The 13,511-nt window shown below is 64.3% G+C and carries 5 protein-coding genes and 1 pseudogene; 3 read left to right on the forward strand and 3 right to left on the reverse strand.

All coding sequences use genetic code 11. The features are described from left to right. Positions 1 to 117: pseudogene (locus JJB74_RS30505) on the forward strand (IS5/IS1182 family transposase); the annotation flags it as partial. A gap of 3 nt (positions 118 to 120) precedes the next feature. On the opposite strand, the gene JJB74_RS30510 reads toward JJB74_RS30505, so the two are convergent. The 3 genes from JJB74_RS30510 to JJB74_RS30520 all read right to left on the reverse strand — a co-directional run bounded on the left by JJB74_RS30510 (position 121) and on the right by JJB74_RS30520 (position 12,437). Continuing rightward, on the reverse strand, positions 121 to 558 hold the full coding sequence (locus JJB74_RS30510) for a hypothetical protein (RefSeq protein ID WP_200598338.1): 438 nt from the start codon (positions 556 to 558) through the stop codon (positions 121 to 123). Between the two features lie 578 nt (positions 559 to 1,136). Beyond that, positions 1,137 to 10,655 (reverse strand): hemagglutinin repeat-containing protein, encoded by a 9,519-nt coding sequence (locus tag JJB74_RS30515; RefSeq protein WP_200598339.1) that lies wholly within the window; start codon positions 10,653 to 10,655, stop codon positions 1,137 to 1,139. Positions 10,656 to 10,697: 42 nt separating this feature from the next. Continuing rightward, entirely contained in the window at positions 10,698 to 12,437 is a 1,740-nt protein-coding gene (locus JJB74_RS30520; protein ID WP_200598340.1) for a ShlB/FhaC/HecB family hemolysin secretion/activation protein, read from the reverse strand. A gap of 442 nt (positions 12,438 to 12,879) precedes the next feature. Here JJB74_RS30520 and JJB74_RS30525 point away from each other — a divergent pair, with 442 nt between their 5' ends. Further along, a complete protein-coding gene (locus JJB74_RS30525) occupies positions 12,880 to 13,074 on the forward strand; it encodes a type II toxin-antitoxin system VapB family antitoxin (RefSeq protein WP_200598341.1) in 195 nt (64 codons plus the stop codon). Then, positions 13,071 to 13,472 (forward strand): type II toxin-antitoxin system VapC family toxin, encoded by a 402-nt coding sequence (vapC, locus tag JJB74_RS30530; protein ID WP_200598342.1) that lies wholly within the window; start codon positions 13,071 to 13,073, stop codon positions 13,470 to 13,472. The genes JJB74_RS30525 and vapC overlap by 4 nt, the downstream gene beginning before the upstream one ends. Positions 13,473 to 13,511 lie beyond the last annotated feature (39 nt).

Consider the following 13,511-nt stretch of genomic DNA (forward strand, 5'->3'; position numbering starts at 1 on the left):
ATGAACCGATTCCGCCGCGTTCTGATTCGTTGGGAAAAGCTGGCGAAAACCTATCTTGCGTTTCTTCATTTGGCGTGCGCTGTTATTACCTGGCGTGCAATTGGCCTACTGGAATAGGCTCTAAGCCTTGAACAGGGCCAGCGTTACGATGCGCCCGACGCGCTCATGGGTGACACCGAGGCGAGTCGGTTCGGCCAGTCGTCTGCATCGCAGCCAGTCCGGTAGATCGACTGCACGTTCCAGCGTGAGCGGCGCGAATTCATTGAGCTGGATTCGCATGGTGCCCACGGGAGAAGCATTCAGCTTCAATTCAGCCAGAAACACAACGACGCCACGAGCCGAATCCAGCGCTTCCGGCGTTTCAAGCGCGGCAGCAAACCGGGGAACATGGCGCATATATGCCGCGTGCCGGATCTGAACAGCCTTTTCCAGCTCAGCTGCCGTCTTCACCGGGCGAATGGTAAAGGGCAATGACTCGGTCTTTTCATATCGCTGATCCAGCGGCGCTTTCGGGTCGCAAATGCAGGGGCGCGACAAGAGTGAGGGAGATGTCTTCATGGGACGCTCCACGCTGACTGCCGGTTTATAGAATGATTTTTCCCGGCTGCCTCACCGGGTTAGATGTTGATAAGTTGGTAACTGAAGAAAAAAGAAGTTCTTTAAAAGAACAGTTTTTGTCGCGACAAGAAAATCCATTCTTCTGAAAGTGATTTTCTTGCGGAAATTGATGTCTGGCTAACGAGTCGCCTTAATCGAGCTTGAGGTTGCCATGTTTCAAACTCAAATTTTTCAGCGGTCTCGAGCTTATAAGCGGAAACTCAGGTCGCAGGGTGAACGTGGCCATGCCCTCCTCCTGCTGTTTGCGCTGAAAATGAAAGCGCTTTAAGGCGAATGGCAGCAGCCTGGATGGATAAGCAGCCTGTTGAAACGCGAATCATCGAGAGGCACGCCGAAAAGCTGGACAACTCGAAGCCTGGTGACGAATTTTCAGCCCTCCGGCATGTATTGAAAGCCACGCCGGCAAGCCATTCTCATCGTCGCGGCACCCTGCGAAAGCGCCCGCAGCCATCCGCGATGCAGGACCCGGCCCGGCATGCTGTGCCGGGCCGTTCGGTGCGCTTCGCCCATTGCCGTGCTCAAGGCTTGGCAGACGCCTCGGCGGCTTGCGCGCCCTTCTTCGCCGGCTTGGCGGCCGGCTTGGTCGGAGCCGGTTTTGCAGCCGGCGCCTTCGCGGTTTTTGCCGCTTCGGGCTTGGCCGGCGCGCCCGGCTTCGTCTCGGCCTTGGCGGGCGCCTGCTGTGCCTGCGGCGGCGCGGCTTCCGCGGCCGCGCTTGTCGGCGACTTGACCGGTGCCATTGCTGCGGCCGCCGCTGCACCTGCCGGCGCCGCGGCCGGCTGTGCCTTCGGCCGGGCCGCTTCGGACTCGACGCTGCCCTTGCCGCCCATCTTCAGCCCCACGTCGACATCGGTCGCGCGGCTCTGCGTCAGGCCGCCAGCCGCGGCGATCTGCGTGCCGCCGTCGGCCTTGATGTCGGCGTTGACCATTTGCGTCTTGCCGCCGGAAGCGATGGCGAGCTTGCCATCCGAGGCGAAGGAAGCGCCGTCGTTCCTGCTGCTGACGCCGCCTTCGATGCCCACGCCTGCGCCGGCGCTGCTGCTCTTTTCCTCGGGCTTGGCGGAGTTGTTCTTCTTCCCGCCTTCGCCTTCCAGCGATGCCGACATGCCTGCGCTCGTGCTCTTGGCCGCCGTGATGTTGACGTTGCCCTTGGCTGCCACGCCGATGTCGCCCTGCGACTTCACCTGCGTGCCCTCGAAGCTGGCATTGCCGCCCGAGCTCACTTGCAATCCGCCCTGGCCTGCCTTGATCGAACCGCCGGTACGCTCGGTGCTGTTCTCGAAACCCGCTTCCAGGCCGAAGCTGCCCTTCTTCTCGGTTTCGGTCTCGGTTTTCGGCTTCGCGCCGCCTGCCGCCGCCGCGGCGCCGGCTGCCGGGCTGGCCGCCGGTTTTGCCGTGCCGGCTGCGCCTGCGCCTTCGGCCGGTCCGGTGCTCTTCGTGCTGCTGCCCTCGGCGCCGATCGACGCCGATACGCCCACCGATTGAGACGTGCTCTCGGCAGCCTTGAAGTTGACGTCTCCGCCCGCCTTCACCGCGGCCTTGCCCGCGGCGGCGATATCGGTGCCCTCGAAGCTGGCATTGCCGCCGCTCTGGATCTTCAGGTTGCCGCCGCTGTCGATCGAACCCGTTACCGCTTCGCTGCTCTTCTCGCGGCTGTATCCGCCCTCGGCCGAGATGCCCGCGCTCTTGCTCGAGCTGCTCGTGCCCTTGGCGCTGTTGCTGCTACTGCTCATGCTCATGTCGACCCCGGCGGAGAGATTCGACGATTCGCTGCTGCTGGTGTTCTGCGCCGCCTTGAAGTCGACGTTGCCCTTCGCGGCGATCGTGGCGTCGCCGCCCGAGGAAACCGAGGTGCCTTCAAACGTCGCGTCCTTGCCGGCCGACAGCGTGAGCTTGCCGCCGGAGGCGATATTGCCGGTCACGGCTTCGCTGCTGCTGGACTTGTCCTTGGCAAAGCCGCCTTCGGCCGACAGGCCCGCGCCCTTGCCCGAACCGTCCGCGCCCTTGGACTTCGACAATTCCAGGTCCGCCGACACATTCATGGAATCGCTGCTCGAAGTGCTGGTGTTCTTCGCCGCATCGAACTTCAGGTTACCGCCGGCCTTCACGGTGGCGTTGCCGGCCGCATTGATGTCGGTGCCTTCGAAGCGCGCATCGTTCTGCGTCTTGATCGTCAGGTTGCCGCCGGACTGAATGCCGCCGACCACCGCGGTGGACGAGGAGGACGCCGACTTGTCCGACGCATAACCGCCGCCCAGGCCGCCGGTGACTTCGCCGTCGCTGCCGAGGTTTGCGGCCACATGCGCATGGGCGTCGATCGTCGACGACTTGCTGCTGCTGGTCTCGGTGTTCTTCGCTGCCTTGAAGTCGATATCCTTCGCCGCCAGCGACACGCCGCCATCGCCGCTGATCTGCGTGCCTTCCAGGGTGGTCTTCTCGCTGGACGTGCTCGACACCTTGCCACCGGCCTTGATCGTCGACACCACGGCCTGGCTGCTGGCGCTGGAAGCGCTGTTCTTCTCGTTGGTGTACTGGCCTTCGATGCCAAGGCTGGCGTTGGCCGAGGCTTCCGCGCCGGCCTTCGGCGCGCCGCCGAAGCTGTTGCTGCTGGCCTGGCCGGATGCGCCGGCGGAGGCGCCTGCATCCGCGGAGGCATACACGCCGACGCGCGCGCTGTTGGTTTCGGAAGACGAGCTGCTGAAGCTCGTGTTCGCCGCCGCCCGGCTGTCGATGGTCTTGGCCGACTGCTTGAAGTCGCCGGCCGCCTCGATCGCCGTGCCCACATCGGTGATGCCGTTCTGCGCGGTGCGCTCGATGTCGCCCGAGCCGGAACGGATGGTGGAAACCCGCGCCGTCGTCGATCCTTCGGTGCTGGTCTCGGTGGTGACCTTGGCCTGGTAGCCCGCGCCGAGCTTGGCCGAAGCCGATGCGCCGGCCTCGGCATTGGCCGAGCCGCCGACCGAGGATTGATTCAACGGACTGCCGCCGGCCGATCCCTGCGCCGACACGCCGGCCGACGCATTGGCTTGCGCATCGGCGTTGCCGCTGATGTACAGGCCGGCGCTGGCGCTGGTGGTCTTGGTGGTGGTGACGTTCACATCCTGGGCCGCGACGAACTTCATGTCCTTGGCCTGCAGTGATACGCCCTTGTCGCCGCCGAGATCCGAGCTCTGCACGGTCAGCCCATCGCCCGCGGCAATCTTCAGTTTGCCGCCCGCGTTGATGCTGCTGCCGTTGTTGCTGATGTTGAGGCTGTCGGTTTCGGTAGTCTTGGTGCGCACCAGGTCGATGGTCGTATCCGAATTGGCCGAGGCGTTGGCCTGCGCGCCGGCAGAAGCCTGTGCGCTGGCGCTGGCGGTGCCGCCCTGCTTGCCGGATGCCGCCGCCTGTGCGCCGGCTTGCGCGCCGGCCGAAGCGTTAGCCTGCGCCCCGTTGGCCGAGTCGACATAGATGCCGACCGAGGTCGTGGTGGTCTTGGTCGACGAGGTCGACACATCCTGCGAGGCCAGGATGTTCACATCCTTGGCCTTGAGCGTAGTGTCGCCGCCGGAATTGACGGTCGCGCCCTGCAGCGTGATCGACTTCTTGCTGTCCACGGTCAGGTTGTTGCCGACATCGATCTGCGATCCGACCGCATGCGATTTGTAGTCGGTAGTAGTGGTGGTCGAGGTTTCGGCCAGCGTCAGGCCGGCGCTGCCGTTGGCGTTGGCCTGGGCACCAGCCGCGGCGTTGGCCTGCGCGCCGGCGGATGCGGCTGCGCCGCCTTTGCCGTTGCTGGCGGCAGATCCGGACGAAGCGCCCGCTCCCGCGCCGGCGCCCGCGCCCGCATCGCCGCTGGCGGCAATCTTCAGGAAGGACGTCGTCGAAGTCTTCGTCGTGCTGCGCTCGACATCCTGGCCCGCGAGCACCTGCACATCGTTGGCGCCGATCCTGGCGTCGCCGTCGACCTTCAGCTTGCTGCCTTGCAGCGTCAGCGTGTTTGCCGTGTTCAGATCCGCATTGCCGCCGACCTCGATGCCGGAAGCCACGTTGGTGCCCTTGAACTTGTCGGTGGTCGTGGTGCTGGTGCCGTACAGGCCGCCGCCGACGCCGAGGCCGCTATGGGTGTTGGTCGACGTGGTCTCGACGGTATCCTGGCGCGACACCACGTTCAGGTTGCCGCCGGCATTCACGCCCAGATCGCCGCCGACCTTGACCTGCGAGCCGGCAATGGTCGTATCGCCGCCGCTCTTGATCTGCAGGTTGCCGCCGGTTTCCAGTCCCGATCCGATGTTCTTGGTAGTGGAAACGCTGGAGGCGCTGGTCTGCTTGTCCATGCCCCACAGGCCCTGCGAGGACTTGTAGGTCGCGTCCGCGGTCTTGTTCTGGATGGTGTCGAAGGTCACCGCGCCGCCGGCCGCAAGCGTAGCGTCGCCGCCGGCCTTGACCTGCGCGCCCTTGACCGTGATGTCCCTGGCCGCATCGAGGTTCAGGCTGCCAGTGCTTTCGATGCTGCCGGTGGCGCCGATGGTGGTGCGCGCGAAATCCTTGCCGCCCTGCGTGGTGGCCAGGGTCTGGTTGATGATGCTGCCGCCGGTGGAGGTGACCGAGACATCGCCGCCCTTGATCTTGCCGCCGGTGTTGGTGATGTCGCCGGAAGCGGTGATGTTGAGCTTGTCGCTGCCCGCGATCACGCCGCCGGTGTTGGTCACGGTGTTGGCCTTGATGTTGGTCTGGTTCGCCGCAATCACCGGCCCGCCGGTCTCGATCGCGTCCCTGGTGCTTTGCGCCAGGTAGACGACCGGCACCAGAACTTTCTGGCCGCCGACTTCCTGCTCGACCATCCACACCATGTCCTGCGTCAGCGATGCTGCCTGTGCCTGCGTCAGCGGCTTGCCGTAGGCAAGGCCCAGCGTGCCGGCCTGCGATGCGGCATTGTCCATCAGCGACTGCATCTGCGCGGCTTCGCTCTGCTTGCCCTTGAGGATGTTGCTGCCGGTCTGTGCGACGAGCTGGTCGCGGATCAGCTTGGCTTCGTAGTTGGCGTCGCCCAGGCGCTTTTCCACGGTGTCCGGGTTCAGGCCCAGGCGCACCGAGAGATAGTCCGAGCCGACGAAGTTGGTGCCGACGGCAAAGAGCGGATTGGTCTCGACGATGAAATGCGAGTTCGGGTTCGTGGCCTGCACGAAGTAGCCGTTCGGATTGCTCGGCAGGGACAGATTCAGGCCGGTGAAGCTGATGCCATTGGCCGAGGGCACGGTAGTCATCGCCGTGGCGGAAGCGCCGGTGGCCTTGCCGGTACCGGTCAGTTTCCCGGCGCTGGCGGCTGCAGCCGCAGACGCGGCACTGACCTTGTTGGTGCCTGCAGCATTAGCGGTGGAGACAGAAGGCGCGTTGGTGCTTGCCGCATAAGGCGAGCCCAGGTTGGCCAGGTGTTGACCGGTGAAGTCGACCAGATTGGTCGCATAGATGCCCGCGCCGAAAGTCTGGATGGTGTGGCGACCGGTTTCCAGCGCATAGGACGCATTCGCCGCATCGCCCGCAGTGCTGGCATAGCCGGCGAAACAGCCGCCGTCATTGCAGCCGAACTGGCCGCCGGAAGTCGGGAAGGTATAGGTGTGATTCAGGCTGCCGAAGGTGCTGTCGGTCTTGTAATCGCGCCAGCGCCGGGCATAGTCGATTTGGTCCAGGTGCAGATCGACGTTGTTGAAGGTGCCGCTGCCGCCGATGCTGACATTGGTAGCCGAGATCAGCGACGCGGTGTTGGTGCCGTAGTTGCCGTAATTGATCGCCAGGTTGTTGCCGGCGATGATCTGGCCTTTCTGGATCGGCAGCGACGCGTCCAGCTTCTGGGTCACGGTGTAGTTCTGCGCGAAGACCCAGACATGGTCGCAGTAGTCGCCGAAGATGTTGCAGTTGTAGTCGCCGGTGTCATACGGCACCGTGACGTTGCCGTAATTGACGGAGGCCGTGACCACGTTCGGCACGCCGCCGGTGGGCAGGTTGGAGAACGCCTGCGTCGTCGTGATGCTGGCGTCATGCGTGGCGATCACGGTGTTGTAGTTTTCGAAGGTGGCCGAGGACATGACGATGTCAGTGCCATCCATGGTGCCACTCGAGGTATTGGTGATGTCCTGGCCCAGAGCATTGCCGGTGAGCTTGGCGCCCGCATACAGTGCGCCGGCATTGCTGATGCCGCCGCTGTTCGCGGTAATCGTCAGGTCGCCGATTGCGGAAAGACCAGCCGTGTTCGTGTTGGCGATGCCTGAGGCCGTCACGCCGAGATTGCCGTTGCCGTGAATCGCGCCTTCATTGGTAAGCAGGCCGCTGGCCGTGATGCTGCTATCGCTGCCGTCGATGCCAAGCAGGATCACCGAGCTTGAACCATGGTTGTAGACCGTCGATGCATTCAGCGCGCCAGCTCCCATGGACTGGATGCGGCCGCTGTTGTCGACGCTGCCGCCTACGGTCTGCAGCGTGCCGCCGAACAGGGTTGCGCCGGCATTGTTGGTCAGCGCGTTTGCCTTGTGGCCGCTTTCGCCGATCGCCAGCGCGCCGGCAGCCTGGATGCGGCCGTCGTTGGCAAGCGTGAAACCGCTGCCGGGCGCGGTGATCTTCACATTGTTCGCGCCAAGGATCTTGCTCGCTGCGCCGCTGTTGTTCAATGCAGTCGCAGTTGACAGCGTGATGTCGCCGTCGGCCTGCACCGTGCCGCTGTTGGTCAGCGCGCCGCTGGTCGTGGAGAGGTGTGCCGTGCCGGCGGACTGCACCGTGCCGGAGTTGCCAAGGGTAGAGCCTTGCAGCGACAGATCGCCGGCCGAACCCAGCGTCACCAGTTTGCCGCTATTGCTCAGCGCGCCGCTGCTTGCGGCATTCAGGCTGGCGGCGGCTTGCATCGTGCCGGCGTTGCTCAGCGTGGCCGCGTTCAACGTGATGTTCGCGCCGTTCTGGACGCTTGCCACCTGGCCGCTGGCCGCGTTCGTCACTGCCCCGCTGGCCTGGATGGTCACGCCCTTATCGCCTTGCAGCGCGCCGGCATTGTTGATGGTTGCGGCGGTAACTTGCAGCGTGTCGCCCAGGCTGCCTGCGCCGGCATTGTTGGCCAGCGTCGTGACGCGGTGCGTGGCGTCGCCGAAGCGCAGGTCACCGCCGGCGTTGATGCTGCCGTCATTGCTGACATTGAATGCGCCGACGGCGCCGGTGATGGTGAGGTCCTGCAGGCTGACGATCTTCGCCGCCGCGCCCTGGTTGTTCACCGCAGTGGCGCCGGCGAGGGTGACATCGCCATCCGCCAGCACGACGCCGCTGTTGCTGATCGATCCAGTTGCCGCGGTGATCTGCGCTGCGCCGCCGGATTGCAGCGCGCCGGCATTGGTGACCGATGCGGCCCCAATGGTCAGGCTGGCGCCGGCATTCTGCGCCAGCACGCCGCCGCTGTTATTGACCGCGCCGCCGGCGCTCATGCTCACCGCATTGCCGCCCTGCACCGTGTGGCTGTTGTCGATGCCGGCTCCTGCGGTGAGGGCAACGCTGTTGTCGGCCACCACGACGCCGCTATTGGTCCATGCACCCGTGGCTTGCGCCTGCAGGTCGCGTGCGGATTGGAGTACGCCAGCGTTGCTGATGCTTGCTGCCTGCAGGCTGATATCGGCACCCGCGGCCGTATTCAGGATCACACCGCTGCCAGCGTTGTTCAATGCATAGCCAGCGTTGACCGCCACGCCCGCATTGCCCTGCATCGTGCCGGCGTTGGCCAGGCTGCCGGTGTTTGCCGTGAGCGTATTGCCGAGCATGACCCCGCTGACACGGTTGTCGATGCTGCTTGCGGCATGCGCGCCATCACCAACCGTCAATGCCTGGCCGGCTTGCAGCAGGCCTTCATTGCTTAGCGTTTCGCCGTTGCCGCCGATCGCGAGATTGCCAGCCGCGAGGATGCGGCTGCCAGCGCCGCTATTGGCAAGACCGCTGTTGGTCGTCAGCGCGACATTGGCTGCCTGCAGCAGTCCACTGTTGGCGATCGCGCCCGAAGCGCTCAATGCGGCATCGCCGCTGGCGGCGAGCGTGCCGCTATTGCTGACGCTATCCGCGGCCAGCGTCATGGCGCCGCCAGCGGCCTGCACCGTGCCGCTGTTGCCGATTGCGCCCGCAGTCGTCGCGTTCAACGTGCCGCCCGATTGCAGCGTCCCGGCATTCACGAGGCTGCCGGCATTGAGGTTCACGACCGCGCCGTTGTTCTGCGCCAGCAGGGTGGCGCCGGACCCGTTCGACACCGTGCCGCTCGCTGCGACATTCAGCGCGCTGTTGGCCTGGATGACGCCGCTGTTTTCCAGCGTGGTGCCGTTGAAAGCGATGTGCTCGGCCAGCACCTGACCGGAAGCGGCATTGTTCAACGCGACCGGCATGCCGGCGGCTCCAATAGTCATCGCGTTCGCGGCCTGCATCACGCCGGCATTGCTGGCTGCAAGCACCGTATTGGCGTCGGCGGCCGACAACTGCAGGCTCTGCGCGGCAAGGAGCTTGCCGCTGTTGTCGAAGCTGGTCTTCGCCGTCAGCGCCATGTTGCCAGCGCTTTCCGCGTCCACCGCGGCGCCCGCATGCAGCGCACCACCCTGTGCGGCAAGGTTCATGTCGCTGGCAGCAACCAGGCGCGCACGGTCGAGCGAGAGATTGCCGTCGGCGACGATGCTCATCGACTTCTCCGGCGCGGTTGCGTTGCTGCCGGAGACGAAGCTGCTGTCCGCATTGCCTGCGCCGCCAACCGTCAACGATCCGGCATGCACCGCAAGCGTGTTGCCCGCGCTCCAGCTCGTGCCATCGACGGTCGCCGCATCGCTGATGTTGGCGCTCAGGTTGCCGGCGGCGCTGCGGCCGGCTGAGGACGAGGAAACGTCATTCAGGCTGCGGGCCTGCAGTGCGAGGTTGCCGTTTGCCTTGACCAAGCCTTCATTGAGCGTCACGCCGCCATCGGATGCGAGCGCCAGGTCGTTGCCGGAAGTCAGCGAGGCATTCGAGCCCGACACCTCGATCGACGCCACGCCGGCGTCGCCGTGCTGCGCCAGCTGCAGGTCATGCGCGGCCGAGACCTTGCCCTGCAATTGCACCCGGCCGGCTGCATCCAGGCGGAAATCGTCCACGCTTGCGGCGGCGTCGCCGAGCATGCGTACGCCGACGCCGGCCTCGGTGGCGATGATGCGGATGCGCCCGGCGTACATGCCGCCCAAGGCAGTTGAGTCGATCGCATAAGCAGGAGCTGCGCCATCCGGCGTGGTGCTGCCGGTGACGTTGCGGCTGTCATAACTCCACGCATTGTTGCCGGTAACGATGCCAAGGCTGCCGCCGGCGGCGGTATTGATCGGCGCCTCGATGCGCAGCGAGCGCGTGACCAGGTCGAGGATCTGCTGCGCGCTCGCGTTCAGGCCGCCGCCATTGATCAGGATGTCGCCGCGCCTGACGTCGAAGCCGGCGACGCTGCCGTCATAGCCGAAGCGCGGCGCGCCCGTGGTCAGCGTGACGCGATCGCTGTTGATGAAGCCGCAGCCGCTGCAGGTGATGCCATAGGGGTTGGCGACGATCACGTCCGCCCTGCTGCCCAGCACCTCGGTGAAGCCGGCCAGCGTGCTGCGGTTCGTCGACACCACTTCATTCAGAATCACGCGCGCTTCCGCGCTCAGGTTGGTGTTGGCGACCACCTGGCCCGCGAGCTGCGACTGGCGCGCCGACTGCGTGGTATTGCCGTTGTTGAGCACCAGGCCATTGGCTTCGACGTCATAGCGGTTGTACTGGTTATGCGAGACCCCGGCCGCGTTCGCGGTATTGATGTTCACCACCGGCACGCCGTTGGGCGAGATATACGCATTCGTCTTGCCCGGCACCGGTATCACGGTCGTGGCGGGCACCACCTGCGCCGAAGCCAGCCCGGCGAAACCGAGCGCCGCAATGGCAGTGATCGCGCGGCCGGATTTGCCATGTCCGCGAGCGGTTTCAGGGGCGACGATGTAGGCGCCGCGCGCGGCGCTCCAGATCAGACGGAAGGCGCGGTTCATACTGGCGTGTTTGTTCACAAAGGCTCTCTTGTTGCGAAAGTCGGGGTGGCGGTGGGCAAATCAGATCGAGAAAGTCAGGCGCAGCCAGGTTTGCGAACCTTCGCGCTGCTGGAAGACATCGGGCTGGGACAACGGCCGGGCATTGAAGACATCAAAGGACACGCCTTTCAGGCTGCCGGAGACACCAAGCGCAAAGCCGGACAGCACGCCGGACGGCACATTCGGAACACGGTTGGTGACATGGCCGATGTCGAAGCCGGCATAGGCGCGCAGCGGCAGCGCCTGTCCTGCCATCTTCAGTACCGGGCGCACTGAAAGCTCGTTGCGGCTGTACCAGCCGTTATCTCCGGACAGCGTGTTCTTCACGAAACCGCGCACGCTGTAGATGCCGCCGATCAGAATCTGCTCCGAGCCGTACAGCGTGGTCTCGGCATGCTGGCCGGACAACTGGGTCGACACGCTGGCATCCATGCCGGCGACCTGGAACGGGCGGCTGTAGGAGAAGCCGTACTTGAATTTGCCGAACTGGGCGCGCGGCGCGGTGTCCGGCAGATCCGACGGATCCTGCAGCGCCGAGCCGATGCGCAGGCCGCTGGCATAGCCGAGGTCGATCTGCAGCACGCCGCCGGCCAGGCCGGTGGAGATGCTGGAATCGAGATCGAAGACCGTCAGCTTGCGGCTGCTGACGGCGAGGTACTCATCGGCGAGGTAATTCTTCGTGTCCTTCAGCGTCAGCGAGCCGGCCAGCGAGGCGCGGGTCGACTGGTTGCGGAACATCACCCGCTCGAGGCGCCAGGTGTCGGTGTCGCTCTTGCCGCGAAACTGCAGCATCGAGCCGCTGGGCGCATTGATGCTGCTGATGAATTCCGAGCGACTGGCGGTGAAGCTCGCGGTGGTGTAGCGGAACGGGATGATGAAGCTGAAGCTGTCGCTTTTCGAGGCGCGCCTGTCCCAGTCGTTCGGCTGCGACTGGCGATGGGTATAGAGCATCAGCTCGTTGAGCTTGAGCAGGCGGTCCGCCGTGAGCGACATGCCGATTTCATTCTTGCCGGTGCTTTCCGAACCCTGGTTGTCGGCCGACAGCGAGGCATGCAGCGGAAAGGCCGGCGTGTTGTGAATCACGATCTGGCTGGCGCCCGGCGTCGAACCGGGTTCCACATCCATGCGCGCATTGTTGGAAGACAGCTTGTTGATCTGCTCGATGCCCTGCTCGAAGTCGCGCAGATTCAGCAACGTGCCTTCGGCGGGAAACACATTGCCGGCGTAGAGGCTGCCGGCGCCGCCGTCGTCGAGCATGATTTTCTCGATCACGCCTTCCACCACCAGGATTTCGAGCTTCCTGCTGCGCAGGTCCTGCGACGGCAGATAGGCGCGCGTGGTGATGTAGCCGCGGTCGATGTAATCCTTCGTGATTTCCCCGAGTATCGTTTCGATCTCGGTCACGCCCAGGCATTTGCCGCTAAAGTCCCTGATGATGCGCTCGCGCAGGAACGGCGACAGGTTGGGGGCGCCGTTGATCGCGATGGTGTCGACCTGACGGCATTTCGGGCCGGCGCTGGATGCGTCCGGCTTCGGCGTCAGGCTGCGCAGATCAACGCCGCCCGGTGGCGGGGCCGCCGGCAAGGCGGATTCGATGTCGCGCTGGATACGCTCCTGCTGCTGGCGCTGCAGCACGTCGGCCTGGCGCGCTGCAGCAGCGGCGGCATCGCCCGCGGTCTGCGCATGGGCGGAAACACCGGCGTCGAATGCCAGCGCCAGCAAAAAGGCGATGCGGGTGAAACGGAAAATACGGGACTGCATGGCGAACTCCGGTGCGCTTGCCCGCCCCCGGAGCGGCCCGAATCTGAATCATGCAGCGCAGGACAGGAAGCCGGCTTTCCTGCCATGGCGATGGCAGACGCAGATACAGACGCGCGGAGGCCGGACTACCGGTTACCAGGACGTTGAAATCAAGTCGCCATTTTAGTTCCCAGAGGAAATTTTTACGGAGTAGTGTGCGAAAAAAGATGCAATGTTGTTTCTTAGCAACTTGCGGAGATGCGGTGCCGGAAGTGTGGCGCCAAGTCAGCCTGCAAGCTCGCGTACGGTGCAATACGCCTGACTGATATCGATGCCGAATTTACCTGTCGCAACAAGGCATCACCGGGGCCACCGTTCAAACTCCAATAGCCGCGATTTCAAGATCGATTCAGCAACCGGCTCAATGCTATGATGTGTACCTCCATTCGCAACCGTACACATCATGCGCACCAACATTGAAATCGACGATCAATTGATGAGCGAGGCTTTGCATGCGACTGGCCTCAAGACAAAGCGCGAAGCGGTCGAGCTTGGCCTTCGCACCCTCGTGCGGCTGAACCAGCAGGAGCAAATCAGGCAGCTGCGGGGCAAAGTGAATTGGAAAGGCGATCTGGACAAGATGCGTACCGACAAATGATCCTGGTGGATTCCAGTGTCTGGATCGACTACTTCCGCGGAGTGAACACGCCGCAAGCGGAAAAACTGGATTTTCTCCTGGGCAGGCAACTCCTGGCGATTGGCGATCTCATTCTCGCGGAAGTCCTGCAGGGCTTCGACAGCGAGCGGGAATTCAACGCGGCCAGAAGCCTACTCGCATCGTTTGAGCTGGTACAACTCGGCGGACAAAACATCGCGATTCAGGCAGCGCGGAACTTCCGAACCCTCCGCTCAAAGGGAGTGACGATCCGCAAAACGATCGACACCCTGATCGCAACCTACTGCATCGAAAACGGCTTTTCGCTACTTCACAACGACAGGGATTTCGAGCCCTTCGCCAGGCATCTCGGCTTGCGTTGCGCGCTTGACGACGCGTGATACCCATCCTGAGCGGGCGCATGCGCGGTCGCCAGACTC

The sequence above is a fragment of the Noviherbaspirillum pedocola genome (genome assembly GCF_016632335.1).
In the GTDB taxonomy this organism is placed as follows: Bacteria; Pseudomonadota; Gammaproteobacteria; order Burkholderiales; family Burkholderiaceae_D; genus Noviherbaspirillum_A; species Noviherbaspirillum_A pedocola.

Excerpts from the sequence above, each read along its gene's own strand:
- vapC (WP_200598342.1), top strand. The coding sequence starts at position 13,071 with ATGATCCTGGTGGATTCCAGTGTCTGGATCGACTACTTCCGCGGAGTG.
- JJB74_RS30525 (WP_200598341.1), top strand. The coding sequence starts at position 12,880 with ATGCGCACCAACATTGAAATCGACGATCAATTGATGAGCGAGGCTTTG.
- JJB74_RS30510 (WP_200598338.1), bottom strand. The coding sequence starts at position 558 with ATGAAGACATCTCCCTCACTCTTGTCGCGCCCCTGCATTTGCGACCCG.
- JJB74_RS30520 (WP_200598340.1), bottom strand. The coding sequence starts at position 12,437 with ATGCAGTCCCGTATTTTCCGTTTCACCCGCATCGCCTTTTTGCTGGCG.